General features: G+C 59.5%; 23 protein-coding genes. 15 read left to right on the top strand and 8 right to left on the bottom strand.

What is annotated here, in order from left to right; all coding sequences use genetic code 11:
* Nucleotide 1 precedes the first annotated feature (1 nt).
* The gene (locus tag L6639_RS28785; RefSeq protein ID WP_128929487.1) at nucleotides 2-1,777 is read left to right on the top strand and encodes a phosphoenolpyruvate hydrolase family protein; all 1,776 of its coding nucleotides are present in this window, start codon (nucleotides 2-4) and stop codon (nucleotides 1,775-1,777) included.
* Between the two features lie 12 nt (nucleotides 1,778-1,789).
* Here L6639_RS28785 and L6639_RS28780 read toward each other — a convergent pair whose 3' ends face one another.
* Nucleotides 1,790-2,287, bottom strand: coding sequence for a hypothetical protein (locus L6639_RS28780; RefSeq protein ID WP_232995564.1), 498 nt, complete (start codon nucleotides 2,285-2,287; stop codon nucleotides 1,790-1,792).
* Nucleotides 2,288-3,027: 740 nt separating this feature from the next.
* On the opposite strand from L6639_RS28780, the gene L6639_RS28775 reads away from it, so the two are divergent.
* From L6639_RS28775 to L6639_RS28745, 7 genes are all read left to right on the top strand, one after another.
* Nucleotides 3,028-4,179, top strand: coding sequence for a Tm-1-like ATP-binding domain-containing protein (locus L6639_RS28775; protein ID WP_128930139.1), 1,152 nt, complete (start codon nucleotides 3,028-3,030; stop codon nucleotides 4,177-4,179).
* Between the two features lie 11 nt (nucleotides 4,180-4,190).
* Nucleotides 4,191-5,015 (top strand): phosphoenolpyruvate hydrolase family protein, encoded by an 825-nt coding sequence (locus L6639_RS28770; protein ID WP_232995566.1) that lies wholly within the window; start codon nucleotides 4,191-4,193, stop codon nucleotides 5,013-5,015.
* A 32-nt stretch (nucleotides 5,016-5,047) separates the two neighbouring features.
* Nucleotides 5,048-6,826 carry an FAD-dependent oxidoreductase gene (locus L6639_RS28765; RefSeq protein ID WP_232995567.1) on the top strand — a complete coding sequence of 593 codons (1,779 nt, stop codon included), beginning with the start codon at nucleotides 5,048-5,050 and terminating at the stop codon, nucleotides 6,824-6,826.
* A 97-nt stretch (nucleotides 6,827-6,923) separates the two neighbouring features.
* Nucleotides 6,924-8,336, top strand: a complete 1,413-nt coding sequence (gene pyk, locus L6639_RS28760) for a pyruvate kinase (RefSeq protein ID WP_128929489.1) — start codon at nucleotides 6,924-6,926, stop codon at nucleotides 8,334-8,336.
* 159 nt (nucleotides 8,337-8,495) lie between these two features.
* Nucleotides 8,496-8,924 (top strand): helix-turn-helix domain-containing protein, encoded by a 429-nt coding sequence (locus L6639_RS28755; RefSeq protein ID WP_128969535.1) that lies wholly within the window; start codon nucleotides 8,496-8,498, stop codon nucleotides 8,922-8,924.
* Between the two features lie 20 nt (nucleotides 8,925-8,944).
* On the top strand, nucleotides 8,945-9,325 hold the full coding sequence (locus L6639_RS28750; protein ID WP_128929491.1) for a CidA/LrgA family protein: 381 nt from the start codon (nucleotides 8,945-8,947) through the stop codon (nucleotides 9,323-9,325).
* On the top strand, nucleotides 9,322-10,044 hold the full coding sequence (locus L6639_RS28745; protein WP_128929492.1) for an LrgB family protein: 723 nt from the start codon (nucleotides 9,322-9,324) through the stop codon (nucleotides 10,042-10,044). The genes L6639_RS28750 and L6639_RS28745 overlap by 4 nt, the downstream gene beginning before the upstream one ends.
* A 78-nt stretch (nucleotides 10,045-10,122) precedes the next feature.
* Here L6639_RS28745 and L6639_RS28740 read toward each other — a convergent pair whose 3' ends face one another.
* Nucleotides 10,123-11,019 carry a LysR substrate-binding domain-containing protein gene (locus L6639_RS28740; RefSeq protein WP_128929493.1) on the bottom strand — a complete coding sequence of 299 codons (897 nt, stop codon included), beginning with the start codon at nucleotides 11,017-11,019 and terminating at the stop codon, nucleotides 10,123-10,125.
* Between the two features lie 109 nt (nucleotides 11,020-11,128).
* Here L6639_RS28740 and L6639_RS28735 point away from each other — a divergent pair, with 109 nt between their 5' ends.
* The 6 genes from L6639_RS28735 to L6639_RS28710 all read left to right on the top strand — a co-directional run bounded on the left by L6639_RS28735 (nucleotide 11,129) and on the right by L6639_RS28710 (nucleotide 17,787).
* Nucleotides 11,129-11,878 (top strand): SDR family NAD(P)-dependent oxidoreductase, encoded by a 750-nt coding sequence (locus tag L6639_RS28735; RefSeq protein ID WP_128955190.1) that lies wholly within the window; start codon nucleotides 11,129-11,131, stop codon nucleotides 11,876-11,878.
* Between the two features lie 24 nt (nucleotides 11,879-11,902).
* Nucleotides 11,903-12,754 carry a transketolase gene (locus L6639_RS28730; protein WP_128929495.1) on the top strand — a complete coding sequence of 284 codons (852 nt, stop codon included), beginning with the start codon at nucleotides 11,903-11,905 and terminating at the stop codon, nucleotides 12,752-12,754.
* Entirely contained in the window at nucleotides 12,751-13,761 is a 1,011-nt protein-coding gene (locus L6639_RS28725) for a transketolase family protein (protein WP_188637396.1), read from the top strand. Before L6639_RS28730 ends, L6639_RS28725 begins: the two co-directional genes overlap by 4 nt.
* Nucleotides 13,762-13,940: 179 nt before the next feature.
* Complete coding sequence (locus tag L6639_RS28720; protein WP_128929497.1) at nucleotides 13,941-14,966, top strand: TRAP transporter substrate-binding protein; 1,026 nt, start codon at nucleotides 13,941-13,943, stop codon at nucleotides 14,964-14,966.
* Entirely contained in the window at nucleotides 14,963-16,858 is a 1,896-nt protein-coding gene (locus L6639_RS28715; RefSeq protein ID WP_128929498.1) for a TRAP transporter large permease, read from the top strand. The genes L6639_RS28720 and L6639_RS28715 overlap by 4 nt, the downstream gene beginning before the upstream one ends.
* A 344-nt stretch (nucleotides 16,859-17,202) precedes the next feature.
* Complete coding sequence (locus L6639_RS28710; protein ID WP_237864935.1) at nucleotides 17,203-17,787, top strand: cyclic nucleotide-binding domain-containing protein; 585 nt, start codon at nucleotides 17,203-17,205, stop codon at nucleotides 17,785-17,787.
* A gap of 57 nt (nucleotides 17,788-17,844) precedes the next feature.
* Here the strand turns inward: L6639_RS28710 and L6639_RS28705 are convergent, their stop codons facing one another.
* The gene (locus tag L6639_RS28705) at nucleotides 17,845-18,075 is read right to left on the bottom strand and encodes a hypothetical protein (RefSeq protein WP_128929500.1); all 231 of its coding nucleotides are present in this window, start codon (nucleotides 18,073-18,075) and stop codon (nucleotides 17,845-17,847) included.
* A 319-nt stretch (nucleotides 18,076-18,394) separates the two neighbouring features.
* On the opposite strand from L6639_RS28705, the gene L6639_RS28700 reads away from it, so the two are divergent.
* Nucleotides 18,395-18,574 (top strand): hypothetical protein, encoded by a 180-nt coding sequence (locus tag L6639_RS28700; RefSeq protein WP_128929501.1) that lies wholly within the window; start codon nucleotides 18,395-18,397, stop codon nucleotides 18,572-18,574.
* A gap of 477 nt (nucleotides 18,575-19,051) precedes the next feature.
* Here the strand turns inward: L6639_RS28700 and L6639_RS28695 are convergent, their stop codons facing one another.
* The 5 genes from L6639_RS28695 to L6639_RS28675 form a co-directional block, all read right to left on the bottom strand.
* Nucleotides 19,052-19,804: an SMP-30/gluconolactonase/LRE family protein gene (locus tag L6639_RS28695; RefSeq protein ID WP_338076562.1), complete on the bottom strand. Its 753-nt coding sequence runs from the start codon at nucleotides 19,802-19,804 to the stop codon at nucleotides 19,052-19,054.
* Between the two features lie 183 nt (nucleotides 19,805-19,987).
* A complete protein-coding gene (locus tag L6639_RS28690; RefSeq protein WP_128929503.1) occupies nucleotides 19,988-21,091 on the bottom strand; it encodes an ABC transporter ATP-binding protein in 1,104 nt (367 codons plus the stop codon).
* Between the two features lie 10 nt (nucleotides 21,092-21,101).
* Nucleotides 21,102-21,932, bottom strand: coding sequence for a carbohydrate ABC transporter permease (locus tag L6639_RS28685; protein WP_164939082.1), 831 nt, complete (start codon nucleotides 21,930-21,932; stop codon nucleotides 21,102-21,104).
* Nucleotides 21,933-21,937: 5 nt separating this feature from the next.
* Nucleotides 21,938-22,861: a carbohydrate ABC transporter permease gene (locus L6639_RS28680; protein ID WP_210326183.1), complete on the bottom strand. Its 924-nt coding sequence runs from the start codon at nucleotides 22,859-22,861 to the stop codon at nucleotides 21,938-21,940.
* Between the two features lie 60 nt (nucleotides 22,862-22,921).
* On the bottom strand, nucleotides 22,922-24,358 hold the full coding sequence (locus tag L6639_RS28675; protein WP_128955162.1) for an ABC transporter substrate-binding protein: 1,437 nt from the start codon (nucleotides 24,356-24,358) through the stop codon (nucleotides 22,922-22,924).
* Between the last annotated feature and the right edge of the window lie 238 nt (nucleotides 24,359-24,596).

Below are 24,596 nucleotides of genomic sequence, written 5' to 3'. Positions count from 1 at the left end.
TATGCACAACCGGGTAGAGCAGGTCAAGAACGCAGGAATCAGGCAGTTCTTCCGCAATTCCCGTTCATTCGTGCTCGGGGCAGGCATCGGCTCGGGCATGACCGCAAGGGCGGCCGAACGGGCGGGTGCAGATTTTGTCCTTGCGCTCAACGCTGGCCGTTTTCGCGCCATGGGCGGCTCCTCGCCAGCCTCGATCCTGCCCATCCGCGATAGCAACGAATTCGTCGCCGGATTCGGCCGAACCGAGATCCTGCCCAGCACCAAACTGCCGGTCTTTTTCGGCGCATGCACCTTCGATCCGCGCCTCGATCTCGATCGCTTCCTCGACCGGATCATCCGATGGGGCTTTACAGGGGTTACCAATTTCCCCTCCGTCATCCACATCGACGATTTTAGAAGGTCCTTGCTCGAGAAATCTGGCCTCGGCTACGAGCGAGAAATCGAACTTCTAACAAAAGCCCGTCAACGCGGTTTGATGACGATTGCCTATACCCGCTCCCAGGCCGAAGCGCGGCGCATGGTCGAGGCAGGCATTGAGGCGATCTGCATCAACTTCAATCTCAATCGCAGCGTCGAAAGCGGATCTGATCCATCGATCAGCCAGTCCGAGCTCGCAGCGCGGACCAGCGCCGTGACACGGGTGGCGCACTCCACCGACAAGAACGTCATCTGTCTACTCGGCGGCGGACCCATTACAAAGCCGGACGAACTCCTCGATATCTGCCGCGAAACGGGCGTCCAGGGCTTCATAGGCGGCTCTTCGCTGGACCGGGTCCCGTTGGAGATGTCGGTCCTCGAGGTCACATCCGGGTTCAAGACGATTCATCTCTTGCGCGAGAAAGTCGATCTGCTCGAGCGTCAGCTCCAATTGAGCGGGTTCAGGCACGGCGTCATTGCCCAATCCTCAGTCATGAAGCGGGTGCTCGAGACCGCCAAACGCCTGGCTGCCAATCCTAATCCTGTGCTCGTGTGGGGCGAAACGGGCTCGGGAAAACGCAGGATAGCGAATCTCGTTCACAGCTTCAGCGACCGCAAACATACAAAGGCTGCGCTCTTCCAGTGCCGCGCGGGGCCGGCAGCGGGCAACATCGGTGCATTGTTCGGCGCGGAGCGCGACGAGACCAGGAAGCGCCAACTATCGATTCTTGAAGCTGCAAACGGCACTGCCGTCCTGCTGCTGCATCTGGATCAACTGCCGCGGGATGGCCAGGAGCGTCTTGCTGATTACCTCGAGACCGGCGGTTTTGCACCCCTGAACGGGGTATCGGTCGTGCGGTCCAACGCACGGATCATTGCAACAGCGACAATTGCTCGCAGCGCCAGCCTTCAAACCGTGCTCTGTCCTCGGCTTCTTGCCCTGTTTACCGGGCTTGACATTGCCCTGCCGGCCTTGCCGGACAGGCTCGAAGACCTTCCCCAACTGGTCCAGCATTTCACGGTGGAAGCGAAGGGAGATTCAAACGCGCCGACGTTGGGAATAGAGAATTCTGCCTTCCTGGCGCTTGCCGGGCATGATTGGCCGGGAAACCTGCGAGAGTTGCGCCAAATCGTCAACCAGCTGGTGACGCTGCAACTGTCACACATTACGGCTGACGTCCTAAGGCCTTTGCTGACCGCGTCATCGGCCGTGAAACGGACAAATGTGTTCTCCGAGCGCGAGTGGATCATCGAAGGGCTGAAACGAAACAAGCTCCACCGCGGAAAAACTGCCCAGTCCCTTGGACTCTCCAGGAAGACCCTCTACAACAAGATCAAGAAGCTGCGGATCCTGGAGTAGCTCTGCTCCTCATTATTTTCGCGCTGGCGGCTTCGTGCCGCTCAGAAGCGCGAACTTCGCCACCGGCGCTCCTCGCTTCCCGGCGCTTACCAAATCGACGCCATCGCCAATCACGAACTTGAGCGCTTCTTCCGGCATCTGGACCAGGCCGGCCAGATGCGAGCCGATGCGCCGCTCGGCCATTGCGGTCTTAGAGATGTCGTCCGTCGCGAACAACACCCTGAAGTCCAAATTGGCAAACCATTCCAGACGTCGAAGCTCGATCTCCTGTCCGCTTTCAATGGGCGTCCCTGTCGTTGACCGCTCAATGAGAGACGCCGGCGGGAAGTTGATGATCCCCTTGATCCCGGCCTCTTTCAACGCATCGGCAAGATCCTCCCAGCACGCGAAGGGATCGATCATGACGATCGCGGCGTAAACACCCGCAGATCTCTCCTTTCGGAACGTGCGCAGATCCCGTAACAGACAATCGTTCCAGTCAACGACGGGCAAGGTCGCCATGACCAGCATGGAGCCTTCCGGAAGGCTCCCTAAAGCCGGCGCATAGATTGCTAGGCAATAACCCTCGCGCGTGTCCGACCTGCTTGAAATGAGCTCGCCGACTGCTCTTTGCTTCAACCGCCTCTACCCAATCTTACCCATTTAAACATCGCACTGATCTTATACGGCATTTCAGTTCGGTCTAGAGATCTGCACGACATCTAGGCACGTCAGGCTTCCGACGACGTCTCATCTATCCGCTGGCAGGCCGGCCTCGTCTGCTTCCTCCCTCGACTTACGCCGCTGTTGGAGAGCTCCAGCAGCGGTCTCTTTTTAGAATTCAATTCACAGGCATTGAACCGCGCGAGCTGTCCACCCGCCCGCCACTTGGCACTTTTTGCAATGGGTGAAACAGCGTCCCAAGGGCTGGCGGAGATGACCTTCGCCTGCTGCGCACCGCGTGCGTCTCATGGGCCCGAAAGGACGCCGGACAGAAGATGCCGGAAGAGGAGAGGGGAAGACACGCCGCAGACAGGACAGGCAACCTTGGCTAGAGCCACCGGTGCGCTCCCGAGCGCTTCGAGACATCTACCCAATATTACCCAACTCTCCCCGGCGCGGCACTTATTGAGCGTCTCGGCCGCGTTTAGACCATTCGTATCAAGCAGGATCGGAGAGGAAAGATCGTGTCGCACCATTGCACCGACGACGCGAAGTCGGCCAGGCTTGGGCGCTCGCCCAAGGTCGGAGCCGCTGGCGCCGTTGCAATCGTGGCGACGCTCGATACGAAGGGCGCAGAAGCATCTTATCTCCGAAACGTCATCGAAGGCCTGGGCCGCACGACGGTGGTCTTAGACGTCGGTACGTCCAAGGCAGGGTCGGACAAAGAGCCGACAGATGGCGGCCGCGCCGTTTCTCCCGTCGAGCTCTTGAACGACATTGCCCAATCGGCCCGCAAAATGGTCGATGATCTTCGCCAATCAGGCGCGATCAGCGCAATTGTCGGAATTGCGGGTGGCAAGGGCAGCGCCGTCTTTGGCGAAGTCGTCCGCGATTTACCATATGGCTTCCCGAAGCTCCTTGTGAGTAGCGCCAGGCCCGCACTGCTCGCCGAACTGGCCGTCCATAACGACATCATCCTCTATCCGACCCTTGTCGACCTCTTCGGGATCAACGCCTTCACCCAACGCGTGCTGGACAATGCCGGCCGCGCCGTGGCCGCCATGCAATATGAGCCATCCCGTCAGAGGAGACGGAAGAAAATCGTCGCCATCACGGCCTTCGGAGTTACGACGCCGGCGGCCAATCAATGCGTAAGACGTCTTGGAGAGGCCGGCCTCGATGCGATCGTTTTCCCCGCTAACGGGGCCGGCGGGCGCAAGATGGAACAGCTAATCGCGGCCGGTGAGTTTGACGCTGTAATCGATCTGACCACAACCGAGCTTGCTGACGAAATCGTCGGTGGCACCGCCAGCGCCGGACCGGATCGGCTCAAGGCAGCCGCGGATCGATCAATCCCGCAGGTCGTCGCGCCAGGCGCAGTCGACATGGTCAATTTTGGTCCACCATCCAGCGTCCCCGATCAGTTTCGCTGCCGCCAGTTCTACTCCCATACTCGCTACACCACGCTCATGCGCACAACTCCGTCCGAAAACGCAAGCATCGGCCGGCTTACGGCCGAGCGGCTGTCGCGGGCCGAAGCGCCAGCCATCGTGCTCTGGCCGGCGAAAGGCGTCTCCGACTACGACCGCGACGGCGGCGTGTTCCGTGATTGCAATGCCGACCGCGCTTGGCTGGACGCGGTCAAGAACAATCTGCCGCCCAAAATCACGGTGCGCGAATTGAACTGTCACATCAACGATCCCGAATTTGCCGAGGCGGCCGCGAGTTGGATCCTCGAGCAATTGGCGCAGGAAGGCTGACTGCGATGCGGATGTTTGAGCGAAGCGAAATCCTAGCGAAGATCGCAAGCCAGGTGGCCGAGCGCAGAGCGGTTCTTGCCGCAGGCAGCAGCTGCGGCCTGGTGGCCAAATGCGCTGTCCTCGGGGGCGCGGACATGCTGGTGGTCTACTCTACCGGGCTGTCGCGCCTGATGGGGCTTCCGACCAGCCGGATCGGAGACTCCAACGCGCGCACGCTCGAGCTTGCCGCAGAAATCCGCAACGTTGTCTCTTCCATCCCCGTGATCGGCGGCGTTGAGGCCTGGGATCCCGTTCGGCTCGATCTCGATGCGTTGCTCGACAAATTCTGGGCGGCCGGCTTCTCAGGCGTGATCAACTATCCCACCATCTCGACCATGGGCGACAAATGGCGCGACCGCCGCGGCCGCGTCGGGCTCGGCTTCGAACGCGAAGTCGAGATGATCGCATCTGCGCGCAAGAAGAACATCTTCTCGCTCGCCTATGTCGCAAACCCGGACGATGCCAAGGCGATGGCAAGCGCCGGGGCCGACTGCATCATCCCTCATGTCGGCGCCACACGGGGCGGGCTCGTTGGCCATGAGGAAGGGCGGTCGGTCAAAGACGCGATCAATCGCATCAACGACATCAACGCCGCGGCCAGGAGCGGGCGCTCCGACGTTGTCCTGCTCTGCCATGGTGGTGCGATCGCAGAGCCCGCGGATACGGCCGAGGTGTACCGGTCGACGCAATGCGTCGGATTTGTCGGCGCCTCCTCCATCGAACGAATTCCGATCGAACGGGCAGTAAAGGCGGCAGCCGAGGAATTCAAAGCCGTCCCGCTTCCCCAACATCACTGACCTCAGTTCCAAGAAATCGCAGCGAGGCTGGAATGGACACACCGATGGGCCAATCAAGCAAGGGCATGACCGTGGCGATCGCCCGAAGCGCAAGGGCGGATCACGAATGGGCAACCGACGTTCTCGTAGTCGGGAGTGGTGCAGCCGGGCTCTCGGCCGCCCTCTATGCGGCAAAAGCAGGACTGCGCGTCACTGTCTGCGAAAAATCCGCCCGGCTCGGCGGCACGACAGCTCTTTCCAATGGTATGATCTGGGTTCCTTGCTCACCCCAGGCGCGCTCAGCGAAGATCGACGACTCGCTTGCGAAGGCAAGGACCTACCTGCAGCACGAACTTGGCACCTATTACCGGGCAGGCTTCATCGATGCTTATCTCGAGGACGGCCCAGCTGCACTTGCCGCCCTTGAGGACGGGACAGAGGTCAACTTCACGCTGGCCTCGGCGCCCGATTATCATTCGAGCCAGATCGGCGGCGTCGACAAGGGCCGGGCACTGAGCCCGGCTCCCTATGATGGGCGCCTTCTCGGAGCCGATTTCGATCTGATCGGCGATCCCATCCGGGTTGTGCTTGGTGGAATGATGATCTCATCCAGCGAGGTCAGAAGCTTCCTCAATCCCTTCCAATCCTTTGCCGCCCTCAGACACGTCTTGCGGCGTGTCGGTCGCTACGCGCGTGACCGGCTGGGCCACAGGCGCGGGACAGAGCTCAGCGGAGGGAACGCCCTGATCGCGCGCCTGGTCGTCAGTCTGCGCAAGCACGGCGTCGAGATATGGCCTGGCTCCCCGCTGATAGAGCTGATCAGGGAAGATGGGCGTGTCACCGGAGCCGTCGTCAAGCGGAACGGTTCCGACCTTCGCGTGCGCGCCTCGCATGGCGTCATCCTCGCAACGGGCGGATTTGCTCGCAGCGCAGAGTTAAGAGCCAGCCTCAGCGGTCCCCACCAGCACGATGACACGCTGGCCCATGTGGACGTTGTGGGCGATGGCATTTCCCTGGCGTCCAGGCTTGGAGCTGCGATTGACAACAATGTCGCCTCTGCCGGCTTTTGGACTCCCGTCTCAATTCTCAAGAGCGGCAGCTCCTCCCAAGTGGTCCCCTATGGCTGGCTCGATCGCGGCCGTCCCGGCGTCATCGCAGTGGGGCCGGATGCCAAGCGTTTCGTCAACGAATCCAATTCGTATCACGACATTTGCCTGGCGATGTTCACCAGCGGCTATCCGGCAGATAAGCGATTTTACTTCATCTGCGACCTGGAGTTCGTACGGTTGAGAGGTATGGGACATCTGCTGCCCTGGCCCTGGACCTTGAGGATCGGAAAATATGCGCGCCTTGGGTACATCAAGGTCGGCCGGACAATTCCTGAACTTGCCAAACAGCTGGGGCTAGATCCGGCTGCGCTTGAAAAGACCGTCGAAGAGCACAACACGCACGCTGCTGAGGGGCGCGATCCGCTGTTCAAACGCGGTGAATCCGCCTTTAATCGCACGCTCGGCGATCCGGCCGTGAGCAAGAAAAACCCAAATCTCGGACCCATCAAGACAGGCCCGTTTATCGCGCTTCCAATCGTTCCGGCAACGCTCGGCACGGCCACCGGCCTGGCAACCGACACTTGCGGCCAGGTCCTAGACGGGCAGGAAAGATCCATCGCGGGCCTTTACGCTTGCGGCAACGACATGACATCCCCGATGCGCGGCATCTATCCAGGAGCAGGCATCACCATCGGGCCTGCGATTGTGTTCGCGTACCGGGCTGTCAACGCCATCCTATCGGCGACGCAGCAAAAGACAAAGGCTGCCGCTTCTGGAGCTTGACATCGTTTGCATGGGGCGAGCGCGTGATCGACGAAGCATTGGCTTTCGCCAGGAGCGGCTGGCTCGAAGGCGGCTCATCCAAGGGGTTTGATTTTTGATGCGCCGCTCGCGCCATGCCAAGATCGTCGCAACCATCGGCCCGGCAACCGTCGAGCTCGACCAACTCCGTGCTCTCGATCTTGCAGGTGCCGATACATTCCGCCTGAACTTCAGTCATGGCACCAAAGACGATCACGCGCGCGCCTTTACCGCCATTCGCGCGCTCGAGCGCGAATTCGGCCGACCCATCGGCGTGCTACAAGATCTGCAAGGCCCGAAGCTGCGCATCGGTTCGCTTGAAGAGGGTGAGCTCACGCTGCAGGCCGGCGAAACGGTCCGCTTTGTTCTGGACGGAGCAAGAGGCGGAAAGCAGGCGATCCCTCTGCCACATCCGGAGATCTTTGTAGCTGCGTATCCAGGTCAAAATCTGCTCATCGATGACGGCCGTGTTCGCCTAAGCCTCGAAAAGCCAGGCGATGGCGACATGATAGCGCGCGTCATTGTCGGTGGAACGATCCGCGATCAAAAAGGCGTAAACGTGCCGGGAGCGTTGCTTGATATCTACCCCCTGACCAAGAAGGATCGTGACGATCTCGTCTTCGGCCTAGAGCTGGGCGTCGACTGGGTTGCCTTGTCCTTTGTTCAGAAGCCTTCAGACCTGATTGAGGCACGAGCTCTAATCGGTGAGGCAGCCGGCCTCGTCGCCAAAATCGAAACGCCAATGGCGCTTGATCACATCGATGATATCATCAAATTGTCCGACGCCCTCATGGTCGCCCGCGGCGATCTTGGGGTCGAGATTCCCCCGGAAAACGTGCCTGGCCGACAAAAAGAGCTCATTCGTGCTTGCCGAATGGCCGCAAAGCCCGTGATCGTCGCAACCCAAATGCTTGATTCCATGGTGGCAGCGCCGACGCCGACGCGCGCGGAAGCCTCCGATGTTGCGACCGCCATCTATGATGGAGCCGATGCTGTGATGCTATCAGCCGAAACGGCAAACGGCGCTTATCCGGCCGAAGCCGTCGCCATGATGGATCGTATCATCCGGAGTACGGAGCAACATCGTCTCTATCGCTCCTTGATCAGGGCTGCGCAAGTCGACGAAGAGATTACCCCTCCACACGCTGTCGCAGCGGCAGGCGCAGATCTTGCCGCCACGATCGAGGCCAAAGCCATCATCGGCTTCACGGCGAGCGGGACGACCGCAGCCCGCATTTCGCGCAAACGACCACCGATCCCCGTTCTTGCTCTGACGCCAGACGACATTGTGGCGCGACGCATGTGCCTGTTGTGGGGCGTCCATAGTGTCGTGGCCAGCGATCCCTCCGGCCATGAAGAAATAACCCGGATCGCGGCCGTGGCAGCGCAACGGGAAGGCTATGTGCGGTCCGGCGACTTGGCCGTCGTGGTCTTTGGCCTCCCATTCGGACAAATAGGCGCGACAAACAACGTACGCGTTGCTGTCTGCTAGAACAGTCCGTTCGCCCTGAAACGTCTGTCGAGCCATCTTGATGTCGATCCGGACTGCGGCGAGGCTCTACGCATGGTCGTGCACGAGATGCTCCAAGCCCGGCTGCAACTCCGGCCAGGAGCTTACATTGCCTGACGACCACGAGGCAGCTCTGCGCGGATGGGCGGTTTCGGTCGAAACCGCACAGCCTTTTTAGTCGAATGCCGCTTGCAGCGAGCAGACGGGCTGTATCGCTGGCATGAGGGCCTCAGCGGCAGGCATCTGCGTGCCGCCCGCGGCCTGTTGAACTGGTCCGTCAAGGAAGTGGCCCAGCGGGTGTGCGTCTCCACGGCGATCATCTGGCGGATCGAGGAGTACAGCGACACACCAATGTCCGACGCGCAGAGGGAAAGCTTGAGAAAGACCTTTGTCGATGCAGGAATCAAAGTTACCCTTCCGGTCGTAGGCAAGCCCCGGTGTTCAGCCGCGATGACGCTCCATCGGCAAATCGAGATGGCTATCAATCGTTATCTTTTTTGCAGCGCAGGAGGGCAGCGCCGGTCTCAAGAATCAACAAAATTGAGCTTCCGGCAGCTTCTCCTCGTGTGAAAGTGCTACTCAGGTGCCCCATGCTGGCAAGTCTCGGTCTTATCCTCCTCTGCCAATTGATCGGAGAGGCCATTACGCGCGGGTTCGGCCTGCTGCTGCCTGGTCCGGTCGTCGGGCTCCTGCTGCTGTTGATTTTGCTGCTCGTCCGTGACCGTTTCGCAATCATCGCTCAAGGACCGCTGCGAAACGGCGGCGTTGAGACTGCCAGCAGGGGGCTGCTCAACAATCTGTCTCTCCTGTTTGTCCCGGCCGGCGTGGGTGTCGTGGAAAAACTCGATCTCATTTATGCTCATGGGATAGCAATTGTGTTGATTCTTGCCCTTTCCGTCGTAGTGACCCTTCTCGCGACCGTGCTAACGTTTCGCCTGGTCAGCCGGCTGTTCGGTCATGAGGCGCCATGAAGGACCATGCATTCTCGCTCTGGGTCTATCTGTCGCAATCGCCTCTGCTTTGGCTGACGATCACCTTACTGGTTTATGCAGTCTCGGAAGCGCTGTCGCTTGCCCTCCACCGACATCCGCTCGCCAATCCTGTTCTCCACGCGGTCTGGATCATCGGCGTGTTTCTGTTCGTGACCAGCACGCCATATCCGGTCTATTTTAGCGGAGCGCAGTTCGTACATTTCTTGCTCGGCCCAGCCACAGTCGCGCTCGCTATCCCGCTCTACGAGAACCGCAGGATCGTCCTTGCCTCGATCGTGCCAATGCTGGCAGCCCTCGTTGTGGGCTCGGTCACAGCGGCCGCGTCGATTGTGCTGCTTGCGAAAGCTGCAGGCTTGCCGCGCGATGTTGTACTGTCCCTTGCGCCTAAGTCCGTGACAGCCGCGGTCGCAATGGGGATCAGCGAAACACTGCACGCCGACCCTTCTCTGACCGCCGTCGCGGTGATCCTCACGGGGATCATGGGAGCGATCATTGTCACGCCATTGATGAATTGGAGTGGTATCATTGATTTTCGTGCGCGTGGTTTTGCCGCGGGCATCGCCGCGCACGGCATTGGTACCGCGCGAGCGTTTCAGGTGGACGAGGTTGCGGGCGTGTTCTCGGGGATTGCGATGAGCCTGAACGCGCTGGTTACGTCTTTGCTCGTCCCTCTCGCAGTCACACAATTGTTGCGATAAGCCACCGCGCATGGCCGTTCTGACGAGGCCCATCCTCACTTTTTCGGATAGCCAAACCATCGCGGCAACGAGCGATACTTACTGGGAGGAAAGGCTAGCTTCGCCTCCGAGCTGGGCGACGATCCAATCGGCAAAAGCGCGCACCGCCGAGCGTTGCCGGCTGGCGCGCGGATAAATTAGCCTGTGACCGACGTATCGAATATCGGTTGCGCGGCCGGCCAATGGAGCAACCAGTCGTCCGCTAGCCAATTCGCGCTCCGCTAGAAGCGTTGATTCCAAGGCTACTCCCAGTCCTTCGGCGGCGGTTGCAATCGCCAGGAAACTTCGATCGAATCTCATGCCGTGAATCGCTGGAGCTTCCAATCCATTGGCGGCGAACCACTGATGCCATTGAACTTGCTTCACGTCTGAACGGATCAATGTCTGATCCAGGAGGTCGATCGGCTTCTTGATTGATTTTGCAAGCTTCCGGGAGCATAGGGGAGTGACTGTTTCCTCTGGCAGAGGAACAATCTCGACGCCCTCCGCCCTCGGCGGACCGTAAACGATGTCGACATCGAAATCATCGTTACTGAAACGCGCATAGTCTGTGCTGGCAGCCAAGCGAACTTCTAGCTTCGGATGGGCTGCAAGAAACTGCGCCAGTCGTGGCGTTAGCCATTGCGCTGCAAAGCTCGGAGCGGAGTGAACCCGCACCAACTGCGGACCACGAGCAGCGACTTCCTCCAAGCCGCGGCGGAGCTGATCGAATGCAGCGCCGGTATGTCGCATCAGGTTCTCGCCGGCCGGCGTGAGCCGCACCGCGCGTGCACTGCGCTCGAAGAGAACGGTCCGGAGCGTGTCCTCCAGCTTACGGATTGCATGACTGACTGCACTTGGCGTCAGGTGAAGCTCATTCGCCGCATCGCGAAACGATCCGGTGCGGGCCGCCGCCTCAAAGGCGCGAATTGCCGATATCGGAACATTCGAGAGCATCGCATAAGTGAACCAGATTCATCGACCCATGACAACTGTGCGCTTGTCGGCGCGGAGAGCGAGGGTCATTCCTAGCATTGTCAAGGAAAACAATTTGCGGGAGGAACTGATGCTGCTCAGCGGGAAGACAGCCATCATTTCGGGCGCGGCCTCGCCGCGGGGGATCGGGCTCGCCACCGCCCGGCGGTTTGCCTCCGAGGGCGCTCGGGTCGCAATCCTCGATATCGATGCCGGAGCCGCGGCAGGGGCAGCAGCCACTCTTGGCAAGGAACACCTCGGTTTGCGCTGCGACGTCGCTGACAAATCGTCCTGCGAGCGGGCAGTTGCAAGCGCGGTCGAGGCATTCGGTGGTATCGATATACTGATCAACAATGCCGGCATTACCCAGCCGGTGAAGCTCCTGGACATATCAGCCGCCGATTGGGATCGCATTCAAGACGTCAATCTCAAAGGCGTTCTCTTCCTCTCCCAGGCCGTGATCCCGCATATGCGTGCGCGGAAGTCCGGATCGATCGCATGCATGTCGTCGGTGTCGGCCCAGCGTGGCGGCGGAATTTTTGGGGGACCACACTATTCGGCAGCGAAAGCCGGCGTTCTTGGTTTAGCCAAGGCCATGGCTCGCGAGTTCGGTCCTGACAACATCCGCGTCAACTGCGTCACGCCTGGCCTGATCGGCACCGATATCACGGCCGGCAAGCTGACTGATGAAATGCGTGCGAAAATTCTGGAAGGCATTCCACTCAATCGTCTCGGCACCGCAGAAGATGTCGCCGGCATCTACACTTTTCTGGCCTCCGATCTCTCCGCGTACGTCACTGGTGCCGTGATCGACGTCAATGGCGGCATGCTCATCCACTGAGCCAGCAAGAGAAGGTCCAGATCGATGGAAGCGCCGACCAAAACGTTGACCAACACGCCCAAGCTGGCGGACCGCGCCTATAACATTCGCCGCAATGCGCTGCGCATGGGGGAAGTTCAGGGCCAAGGCTATATCGCTCAGGCGCTCGATATCTCCGACGTTCTCGCCGTGGCTTACTTTCACGCGATGCGCTATCGGCCGGAGGATCCGACCTGGGAGGAACGCGATCGCTTCCTGCTCTCAAACGGGCACTACGCTATTGCGCTTTATGCGGCTTTGATAGAAGCGGGGATCGTCCCCGAGGAAGAGCTTGAGACCTATGGCAGTGACGAGAGCCGCTTGCCAATGTCGGGCATGGCCTCCTACACGCCCGGAATGGAAATGTCGGGTGGCTCGCTCGGCCTCGGGCTCAGCATTGCTGTCGGCATGGGCCTTGGCCTCAAACGCAAAAGGTCCGAGGCGCGGGTATACACCTTGTTCTCCGACGGCGAGCTCGACGAGGGCTCCGTGTGGGAGGCCATCCAGTCGGCGGCCCACTACAAGCTGGACAACCTGATCGGCATTGTCGATGTCAACAACCAGCAGGCCGACGGTCCCTCGACGCAAGTCATGGCCTTCGAACCCTTGGTCGACAAGCTCCAGGCATTCGGCTGGTTCGTACAACGTATCGATGGCAATGATCTCGATGCCGTGCTCGCAGCATTCGACCGTGCAAAGTCGCATCCCGAGCCGAAGCCGCGAATGATCGTCGCCGACACCCTCATGGGGAAGGGCGTTCCTTTCCTCGAGCAGCGCGAGAAGAACCATTTCATTCGCGTCGAGCAGCACGAATGGCAACTTGCCCTTGCCGCGCTGGAAGCCGGGAGGCAGGCATGAAGACCGTCAGATCAGCACCGCAAGCGGGCAAGCCGCGCCTAACCACCTCTGCCATGATCGCCTCGATTGCGGCCGAGGGCCAAAAGACGAAGCCAGCGCCGTTCGGACATGCACTCGTCGAACTGGCACGGAGCCGGCCAGAGGTGGTCGGCATGACCGCCGATCTCGGCAAATACACCGACCTGCACATCTTCGCCAAGGAATTTCCAGACCGCTATTACCAGATGGGCATGGCCGAGCAACTTTTGTTCGGAGCAGCCTCCGGACTCGCCGCAGAGGGCTTCATGCCCTTTGCGACGACATATGCCGTGTTCGCATCGCGGCGCGCCTACGATTTCATTCATCAGACCATTGCGGAGGAAGACCGCAACGTGAAAATCGTCTGCGCCTTGCCCGGCCTGACCTCGGGCTATGGCCCAAGTCATCAAGCCGCCGAGGATCTCGCGTTGTTTCGGGCCATGCCAAATATGACGGTGATCGACCCCTGCGATGCCAGTGAAATCGAGCAGGTGGTGCCAGCCATAGCCGCGCATCAAGGTCCAGTCTACATGCGCCTGCTGCGCGGCCAGGTGCCTGTCGTTCTGGATGAATACGACTATAAGTTCGAGCTTGGAAAGGCCAAGCTGATCCGTGATGGCAAGGACGTCCTGATCATCTCGTCCGGCATCATGACCATGCGGGCACTCGAGGCCGTCCAAGCTTTGAAGGATGACCGCGTGGATGCAGCGGTGCTGCATGTTCCAACCATCAAGCCCCTCGACGCAGAGACTATCCTGCGTGAGGCCAGCAAGCCGGCACGGCTTGTCGTCGTTGCCGAAAATCACACGACCATTGGTGGCCTCGGCGAAGCAATTGCCGCACTCCTCTTGCGTTCTGGGGCACATCCGCCTTTCCGCCAGATCGCATTGCCGGACGAATTTCTCGACGCCGGCGCGCTTCCAACGCTGCACGACCGTTACGGGATTTCCACCGCAGAGGTCGCAAGGCAAATCAAACAGTGGCTTTAGCGCCGCTGGGCTGAGGTCCAACAAGCTGTACTCAACGTTGCCCGCCGCACCTTGCAGCGGCGAACGCTGGCTTTTGCCCAAATGCCGGCACTCAAGACGCGGGCACACGAATGAGCGGAACGGCTGCGCCGCCTGCGCTGAGATCGCCACCGCTAGGTAAATAGAACGAGGAGGAAGACATGAGCGTATCGAAACGCAGAGATATCAGCCGGCGTTCCCTGTTGAAAGCTGCAACGGCCGTACCTCTCTGCGCAATTCTCACTCGACCGGCATCTGCGGCCGAATTCGTTTATAAATTTGCAACCGGCCAGGATCCGACGCATCCGGTGAACGTCCGCGCGCAGGAAGCCATCCAACGCATTCTAGAGGCTACCAGTGGCCGGCTCGAGATCAGGCTGTTTCCGGCCAACCAGCTCGGGTCCGACACCGAGCTCATGACCCAGGTCCGCAGCGGCGGCGTCGAATTCTTTAATCAGTCCTCTTCGATCCTCGCCACCCTGGTCCCAAGTGCGGGCCTGGTGAACACCGGCTTCGCGTTTACTGACTACGATAGCGTTTGGAAAGCTATGGACGGAGATCTCGGAACCTACATCCGGACGCAGATTGCCAAAACTCCGATCATGGCGGTTTCCAAAGCGTGGGATAACGGCTTTCGTCAGGTGACTTCTTCCGGACGTGAGATCCGCAGCCCTGACGATCTAAAGAATTTCCAGATCCGCGTCCCCCCGGCGCCGCTTTTGACCTCGCTTTTCAAGGCGCTTGGAGCCGGCCCGACGCCTATTAACTTCAACGAGGTCTACTCCGCGTTACAGACCAAAGTCGTGGACGGCCAGGAGAATCCGTTGCCGATCATTGCAACCGCCCGCCTCTACGAAGTGCAAAGCACGTGCAGCCTGACCGGGCACGTTTGGGACGGATACTGGATCCTCGCCAACAAGCGCGCATTCGAGCGCTTACCGAAGGATGTTCAGGAGGTCGTGACCCGCGAACTAGATCGCTCCGCCGTCGATCAGCGGGCTGATATCGCAAAGCTCAGCCAGTCCTTGCGCACCGATCTGTCGGCCAAAGGTCTCAAATTTATCGAAGTCGATCGCGCCGCCTTCCGACAAGCCTTGTCCAAGACTAGCTTCTACTCCGACTGGAAGGGCAAATTCGGCGAGGAGGCGTGGTCGCAGCTCGAAAAAGCGGCGGGTCAGCTGTCATGAGCAGCGTGAGCCACGCTCCACATGCTGATGACGGTGGAGCGACCGCCTCGACTGAACGGGGTCCCCGACATTGGGCGGTAACAGCGAACACGATGTTGGGCCACCTCGTCGCGGTCCCAGCCGCGCTACTCGTCCTGGCCGAAGTCGCAATCCTGGCCGCAGGAATCGTAGGCAGATACGTATTCCGCTCCCCCATCGTCTGGTCCGACGAACTCGCCGGTATTCTCTTCCTTTGGCTTGCCATGCTCGGCTCCGTCATTGCTTTCCAGCGCGGCGAGCACATGCGTATGACAGCCATCGTCGGCGTGCTCAGTGCCCAGGTGCGTGCGTTTTTGGACGTGGTGGCGGCCGCAGCCTCGCTGGCGTTTCTTTTGCTCGTCGTTTGGCCGGCCTATGAATTTGCCGCCGACGAGGCCTTCGTCACCACGCCGGCGCTGGAGATCATCAACACTTGGCGTGCGGCGGCGCTACCGATCGGAATTGGGCTGATGCTGATCGCCGCGGCCCTCCGGCTCTGCCGAATTGCCAATCTACGCAGCTTGTTGGCCTCTCTAGCGATCGTCGCCGGTCTCATCCTTGCGTTCGTGCTGCTCGCGCCGGTTTTTAAGCCGCTCGGCAATCTGAACCTTCTGATCTTCTTCGTCTTTGTTGTCGGTGCGATGGTCTTTGCCGCCGTTCCGATTGCCTTTGCATTCGGTCTCGCCACCGTGGGTTATCTCACGCTTACGACGAGCACGCCGGACGTAGTGATGATCGGGCGGATGGATGAAGGGATGAGCCATCTGATCCTGCTCGCCGTGCCTCTTTTCGTCTTCCTGGGCCTGCTGATCGAGATGACGGGCATGGCTCGCGCAATGGTCGGTTTCCTCGCAAGTCTCCTCGGCCACGTCCGCGGCGGGCTGCACTACGTCCTGGTCGGGGCTATGTATCTGGTCTCCGGTATCTCAGGGTCCAAGGCGGCAGATATGGCGGCCGTGGCCCCTGTGCTGTTTCCCGAGATGCGGCAGCGTGGCGCCAAACCCGGCGACCTCGTTGCGTTGCTGGCCGCCACGGGGGCGCAAACCGAAACGATTCCGCCGTCGCTGGTTCTGATCACGATCGGCTCGGTGACGGGCGTGTCGATCTCCGCGCTATTCACCGGCGGATTGCTCCCGGGCGTGGTGCTCGCAGTTATGCTCGGGGCGATCGTGTGGTGGCGCTACCGGCGCGAGGACCTCTCTCACGTCAAAAGGGCGACTGGGCGGGAGATCGGCCGAGCCTTTGTCATTGCTCTTCCTGCGATCGCCTTGCCTTTCGTGATCCGGACCGCCGTCGTCGAAGGCGTTGCAACGGCAACGGAGGTCTCGACCATCGGCATCTTGTACTCGGCCTGCGCCGGTCTCCTCATTTACCGCCAGTTCGACTGGCGACGCATCTATCCTATGCTGGTCGAGACGGCCTCCCTGTCGGGCGCGATTCTGCTCATCATCGGCGCCGCGACAGGAATGGCCTGGGCGCTGACCCAGTCGGGATTTTCAGCCTCGCTTGCCAAGTTCATGACCAGCCTTCCCGGCGGTGTCCCCGTCTTCCTAGCGGTGACGATCGTAACTTTCGTGATTCTAGGCAGCGTGCTGGAGGGGATCCCAGCCATCGTCTTGTTCGGTCCGCTCCTGTTCCCGATCGCGCGGCAGGTTGGGGTCCACGATGTCCATTACGCAATGGTCGTGGTTCTCGCGATGGGCATCGGCCTGTTCGCACCGCCGTTTGGGGTCGGCTACTACGCGGCCTGCGCTATCAGCCGCATTAACCCGGACGACGGTATGAGACCAATCGTGGGATACATGATTGCGCTGCTCATTGGCACGCTGATCGTCGCCGCGGTGCCCTGGCTGTCTATCGGCTTCCTGAAATAAGACTATCCGGTCCCGTGACCGGACCGCGATCGGCTGCCACCTTAAGTGACGCGAGCGGATAGAACTTGCTGGCACCGGCAGCAGTTTATAACGCTGGCGAAGCGAAGCGCCCCGATCAGCGTGTGAACTGGTTCATATGCGCGGCGTGCAGCCTTGGATAACCAACAGAGCGAAGCAGGCTCCGGCTCGGCTGAGGCGGTACGTCAGCCGTTCGTCTTCTGATGAACGCTTGGCCCGCGCTTTGCAGGTGATTCATTGCGCCTAAAGCAGCAAAGTAGGCTGCCATGACGTGGATAGAAGCTTGTGGCTATCTGGCCTCTTCGCTCGTCCTCGTGACATTCTGCATGCACACCATGCTGACTCTGCGGGCCGTCGCCATCTGCAGCAATCTCGCATTCATCGTCTATGCCACTGGCGCCGGTATCTACCCTGTGCTGATTCTGCACTTTATTTTGCTTCCACTAAACGCTGCCTACTTCGTCCGCATGGTCTTGGTACTACGCCGCGCCAAGCTCGCCGCTAATACAGATCTTTCTCCGAACTGGCTTCAGCCGTTCATGCACACACAGCGGATCAAGGCTGGAGAGACAATCTTCGAGAAAGGGGATCACGCCGATGCACTCTATCTCATCGGATCAGGACAAGTCGAGCTTCCCGAAATAGACAAGCTCTTGTATCCAGGAGAGGTTTTTGGTGAGGTTGGGCTGTTCGCCGTGGATCGACGCCGCCGCACGCAATCTGCTCGAGCGGCCAGCGATTTGGAGCTTTTCTGGATCAAGGCCGACGCATTAAAGAGGATTTGCGAACGGAACCCTGGCCTCTCGCTGTACTTTCTTCGTCCTGTAGCCACTCGGCTTAGCTCAAATGCTTCCGAGCGAACAGAGCCCCGGCAAGCCCCGTCCGCGCGTTGCGCTGGGGACATTAGATGAACCGCATACGCTCTCGCTGACACCGCGGTGGCGGGCGTTGCGTAGCTTCTTTGATCTCTACGCTTTGTGGTGAGCGATATTGTAATCTCCCGGCATGCATTTGTGCCGCTGAATATGCCAAGTATCTGAGCGGTAAATTGGATGCGCTTCTTTCCACTGGGCCAGCCCTGTCTGGCCGTTCATAACGCAGCCCTGGAAAGTAAGCGTGCTGTCGAATGCAGAGCTCGTCACGATCTTATCAACGCAATCGGCGGATGCAAATTGGCAAAGCACGGCAACCATCGTCACGAACAAATCGTCCTCGAAATGAAACTCTTCAAAAACAAACTATGGACCTATGGACTGCAATTACCACAAGAGCTGCTCTCGTGCTAGCTGATGGTGGCTTTTTGACCAGCTCATAAAGCAAAGACGGGAAGCGGAGTCAGCAAATCGGCCAACTGGTGGAGGAGCATCGAATATCCAGGCTCAAAGTCTTTTGGGTACGTATGCATCCCTGGGGCTGATAATCGATCGGAATGCAGCGACACTTCCAGCTCCATCCTCCTCCTTGTTGATTGTCTCCTTGGTTTGAGATTTGATGCGAAATCATTTCAGATGAGGTCCTATGAGCGTCAAGGCCGTGATGGCAACAATCCTGCAGCACGAGCTCGCCTCCCGTGGCGTGAACTCACTCACGCGTTCTGATTACGAGGCGGTTATTGAGCAGCTGATCAAAAAGCTGACAGAGCTAGAGTTTGAGCTCCGCTCGCGATCAACTAACGGCTCGCAAGGAGTTCCGACCTAACCAATCACTCAACTCGCGTCGTAGCCGGACGAGTAATTGCCCAACTTCCGTTCGCGGCTCCGCGACATAGGCCGTCCTGGTGGGCGACGATCACGGCACTTCAACTGGCGGCACCGCCATGCTGACCAAAACAAAACATAACATCACCTCGCGCCCTGCCATTTACGTTAACTGCAGCCGAGATTTGCGGAGGAGCCGCCGCCGGGCCATCTCGTGCCTGTCAGCTATCGCTACTGCACCTGGGGCAGGGCAATTTCAAGTAGCTGACGCCGGGGCCGGTGGCCATAATCCTCGGCAAGCCAGCGGCCCCACTTGTCTTAGCTCCTGTTTTGAACTGTTCATGCTCGTATGTATCCGCCCCAGGCGCGCCGTCGCGAAATGCTAAGACCGCGAGCTGCCGCCAACTCATCTGCGGCCTGCACCAGCTAGTTGCTCTGTGCCAAGTGCCGCGTGCCGACCGGAAACGAGTTTCCAACCTTAACCGAATTTAGGCAGATGTAGAGGCACCCCTTCGCAGGGCACATCGAGCTCTTCAACCTGGCCCTTGCCGACCTCTGTCACGCGCAACTTCTTGCCTTCAATCGTGAAGGCGCAATTTGTCGGTTGCGGCCCATCCAGCATGAGCCGGTCCACGACGTTGCCGCCGCGGTCGAGCACAGTGACGTTCTTCTGATTATAGACTGTGCAATAGAGCCGGCCGTCGGTGCCAAAAGCCATCCCGTCGGGCCCCTTGAAGTCAGGATTGGAGTCGGGCTGCAGCACATTGCCGAAAACAACACGTTCAGGCATTGGCTTGCCGAGTACGTCATAGCGGTAGATTTCGCCTGTGAACGATGCGTTGGCATAGAGATGGTCGTCGGGCCCGAAAGCAATCCCGTTGGTGAATCGGATCTTGCGATCGAGGACGCGAAGGACCTTCATGGCCGCGGGATCGATTTCGTAGACGCGGCCGTCCCAATCAAGGTCCATATAGCCCTCGACGAAGGCCTGCCCGTTGATGAAATCCTCAGCCGCCATGCCTGAATCAGTCATGTAGAGTAGTCCGTTGGGGCCGAAGCAGAGGTCATTCGGAAATAGAAAGCGATCGGCGCCTTCGCCCTGCATGCGCCGGATCTCGTTTCCGGCTTGGTCGATGCAAATCAGCGCCCGCAGGCCCGCTTCCGCGATCCAGATGCGGCCGTGGCCGTCCGTCGTCAGTCCGTTCGGGCGGCCGCCCGTCGCGCGAACCACTCTGCGATTGCCTCGCTGATCGAGCCGCGTGATGCACAACGTCGATGCGGACATCTCCGTGACATACATCGATCCGTCGGGGAGGCAGATTGGCCCCTCGGGCGCTCCGATTCCGCTAGCAAAAAGTCTCGATGCCATGCTTTTCCCCCTGCATCCCGTTGTTGGGTTTGCGAACTCTTGCGCTTAGGCGATGACCGAGCCTGTGGCCGGATCGATCAGCACCATCCGATTGAGGTCGATGGCGAGCTGGATTCGCTCGCCATGGCTCTGAACATCATGTGCTTGCAGCTCCGCGACTGCGTCTACTCCGCCGATCTTGATGGTCGTGAAGGTACGAGTACCTGTAGGCTGGATGAGATCGGCGACCGCTGAATAGGGCACCACCCCATCGCGCAATGGTCCGTCGCCGGCTCGGCCGAAATGCTGAGGCCGAATGCCGACAATGACCTCACGTCCCGCCACGCTAGAAAGGGCAGTGGCCTTCGCAGGCGGCACAGTCAGGGACTCTCCGGAACCGAAAACGACAGAAAGCCCGCCATTCATCGCCGTCAGGGTTGCCGGTATGAGATTGATCGAAGGAGAGCCGAGGAAGCCCGCCACGAAGCCCGTTCGCGGCCGCTCGAACAGTTCGAGTGGAGCTCCCTGCTGCTCTATTTTTCCATCGCGTAGCAGCACGATACGATCCGCCAGCGTCATCGCCTCGACCTGATCGTGTGTAACGTAGATCATTGTGGTGGTGATCTCGTGATGCAGACGCTTGATCTCGGTTCGCATTTCGTCACGCAATTGGGCGTCCAGATTCGAGAGCGGCTCGTCAAACAAGAAAAGATCCGCCTTGCGAACGATGGCCCGTCCGATCGCGACGCGTTGACGCTGTCCACCGGAGAGCTGACGTGGATAACGCTGGAGGAGATTGCCGATGCCGAGCATCTCGGCGGCTTCGCTGACCCGCTTCCTGATCTCGATTTCTGGCGTCTTGCGGGCGCGCAGGCCGAACGCGATATTCTCATTGACGGTTAAATAGGGATAGAGTGCGTAGTTCTGAAAGACCATCGCAATGTTGCGTTCGCGCGGACGCAGATCGTTGACGATAGCGCCGCCAATCGCGATCGTGCCGTCGTCCGGATCTTCGAGACCGGCGATCGTCCGCAAAAGCGTGCTCTTGCCGCAGCCTGACGGACCCACGAGCACAGCGAATTCGCCATCGCTGATGGTTAAGTCTAGTCCCCGAACGGCATGCACGTTACCGTAGTATTTGTGCACTCCGGTCAACTTGACGTCGGCCACTCTAATCTCCTCAACCTTTGACGGCGCCGAGCGAGATGCCGCGCACGAGATAGCGCTGCATTACCGTAACTGCGACGAAGATCGGCAAAGTCCCCAGGACGGACATCGCCGCGATTTTGGCCCAGAAGTTCGACTGGCCACCGAAATAGTGCGTCAGCATGACCGGAAAAGTGATCACTTCGGTACGCGTGAGCACCAGCGCGAAGAGGAAGTCGTTCCAGGCGAACACGAAAGTAAAGACCGAAGTCGCCATGAGCCCCGGGCGCACCATCGGGAAGACGACTTTCCAGATGACCTGCCATCGGTTCAGTCCGTCGACGAGGGCGCTTTCCTCCAGCTCGAGCGGAACATCAACGATATAACCCCGCATCATCCAGATGACATAGGGCAGATTGAACGCGGTATAGAGCACGATCAGGCCGAAGTAGCCGTCAACCAAACCGAAATAGACGTAGATGAGGAAGATCGGGAAGACGACCGCAATCGGCGGGATCATGCGCTGGGAAATGATCCACATCGCAAGGTTCTCGCCACCCGTGCCGAAGCGGGCGAGGCTGTAGGCGCATAGGGTACCAAGAATGATGGCAATGGCGGAGCTAACGCCGGCGACGATCAGGCTGTTCAGGATGGCCATGACGTCACCATCCTTGAATAGGACATAATAATTCGAGAACTGGATCTGCCCAGGCATCCACAATGGCGGCACGTGATAGATCTCGTCCGGCGTCTTGAACGAAATCATAAACAGCCAATAAACCGGAAATAGAAACAGCAAAGTGACGACGCCGGCGCCGATATAGCGTAGCACCAGAACGCGCCCCTTCCTGGTGGGCAGCTTCATCAGCCTCATCGCGCAATCTCCATGCGCTTGAGGACAAGCGTGGTAATGAGAGTGAGCAGCGCAATCACCAGGAAGGAGATCGCGGCGGTGTAGCTGGTTTCGAATTGCGAGAAGCCCTGCACATAGGTGTAGAGTGAAATCGTCTCGGTCATCGAGCCCGGCCCGCCTTCGGTGAGGGCCCAGATGATGTCGAAGATGCGCACGAGGTCGAGGCCGCGGATAAGGCATGCAACAGCTATCACGGGCGCGATCGCCGGCAGAATGATCGCGCGAAGCACGCGCAGATACGATGCCCCATCGATCTCAGCAGCCTCCAGTTGAGACTGATCGACATTGGACAACGCAGCGAGCAGCAGCAGAAACATGAACGGCGACCACTGCCAAACTTCGCAGATGATGATCGCCGGATAGACGTAAGCAGGGTTGACGGTCCACAGGATCCGGATCGGTTCGCCGGCGAAAAAGCTGAGTATCTCACCGATGGGACCAAAGCGGACGTCGAACAACAGGCGCCAGGTCGCACCAGCAACAATCGGAGAGATCACCGTCGGCAGCACCAAGAGCGCGACGAAGAGCTGGCGCCCGGGCATGCGGTCGATGAAGAGCTGCGCCATCAGGAAGCCGATCAGTAGCTCGAGAGGCAGGGCGATTGCTGTGATGATCGCGGTGTGGCCGAGCGATGCCCACAAACGGGTATCTCTGAACAACTCCGCATAGTTCAGCAAGCCGGCGAAAGACGTATCATTGTCCGTCATCGTGATGCGCTGGAAGCTCACGATCAACGAGTAGATGAGGGGAAAGAGGCCGACGAGGAGAAGAACCAATATTGCGGGCGCAACGATGAGATAGGGTAGGCGGTCCTCGAGCACACGCCCGAGCCGGCTCGGGCGGCGATGTTCAGTGCCATTAAAGCTTAAAGAGAACGTCATCATCAATCCAGGAATCGCGCCGCACGGGAGGCGGTGCCTCCCGCGCGCCCTCCAAGCCAACTATTGCGGATAAGCGCCTGGTTTTGCTGCCCAGACCTTATAAACCGCCTTCTGGTTTTCAATGCCCACCTTCTCGGTGATGGCATCAAACTGCTGCGCCATGCGGTCGAGAATGGTCTTCGGATCTTCGCCGGCCCAGAGGCTCGAAATGGCCTTGGTCATCGCCTCGTCGTACTTGTCCTGCTGCAGCAGGGAGAGATCGAGCAGGCCCTTCTCGCCAGATGTCTTGATCGTGTCGAGATAGGCAGGAGCATCAGGCCAGAGCGCACGGTATTTCTCGCTCGCGTAGTGCGACAGGCGGAAGGGATCGCGGAGCGTATAGGGGAGCTGCACGCGCTCAAGGCTGGTCTTCTTGCTGTTCAGCCATTGGATGAAGAGATAAGCGGCCTCCTTGTTCTTGCTCGTGGCCGAGACGGACAGGTCGAAACCGACGCCAAGCTCCGGGCGACCGAGGGGCGTGAGCGCATACCCGACCTTGCCGGCGACTTGCGATTTGGGTACCCATTTCAGCGCTTCCTCGCCCGAGCCGTAGCCGGCGGCCCAACGCCCATAAGGGGGCCAGGAGATCGTCATGGCGGTGGTGCCCTGGAGGAACGCGGCCAAGTTGTCGACGAAATTCCATTGCTCCACGCCTGGTGGCATGAACTTGTTCTCGGCCAACATCTGCTTGAAGACCTTCAGGCCGACATCGCTGTTCACCGTCGATTTCATCGTATCGGCATTGAAGAACTTGCCGCCCTCCATGCGGAAACGTTCCTGGAACATGTATTGCGGATAAGGCGCAGTTCGGAAGAAGCCGGCGCCATAGACCTTGGGCGCCATCTTGTCAGTGATGAACTGTCCGATGTCGTCAAGCTGCTTCCAATCCTTGGGCGGAGCGAGCTCGTAGCCGAACTTGGCCTTGAACCCCTCCTTCATCTTCGGATCCTCGAAAATGTCTTTGCGGTAGTAGAGCAGCATCACATCGCCGTCGTCCGGGAAGCCGAAGATCTTGCCGTCATACTGCATCTGGTTGTCGCGATAGGCTGCGGCGATGTCCTGCAACTCGTCGCGATAGCCGAACTTGTCGACATATTTGTCCAGGGGCTCGAGCGCTCCGGCCCGGGCCAGGTCGGGCATCCAGGATGGAATGACGTTCAGTGCGTCATAGGCCCCGGCGCCCGACTTGAAATCCTGCATGATCTTGGTGAACATCTGGTCGGTCGGCACCTCGACCACCTTCACCTTGATGCCAGTGAGCTTCTCCCATTTCGGACCCGAATAGTTGAGCGGGTCGAGCGATTGAAGGCCCGCCTCCCAGACGATACTGATCGTCGTGCCCGCATATTTCTTTGCTGCTTCGACAGCAATGTCGGCGGCATCCTTATCAGCGGCAGGAGCCGATACACCTGTGAGCGCAAGGATAGCGGCCACGCCCAACAATGTCCTGAACTTCATGCCTTCCTCCTCTTCATTTGAGCAATCCTAAGCCGCCAAGGTGGCCCCGGAGCTTTTGCCTCGGCGCGTCGACCGGTTACCCATGCTGGACGTCGACTGCCGCACCGTCGGAGGGCTGTCGAACGAACAGATGAGTGTCTTCTGGGGATGGCCATCCGCGCTCAGGCCGCGCTGCCCGATAGGCACGAACGCGATTTCGCCTTGGTAAAACACGCCTTCCCCCCAAAAGCTCTCGATG

The sequence above is a fragment of the Bradyrhizobium zhengyangense genome, assembly GCF_022012555.1.
In the GTDB taxonomy this organism is placed as follows: Bacteria; Pseudomonadota; Alphaproteobacteria; order Rhizobiales; family Xanthobacteraceae; genus Bradyrhizobium; species Bradyrhizobium zhengyangense.
This window is presented reverse-complemented; position numbering and strand designations above follow the sequence as displayed.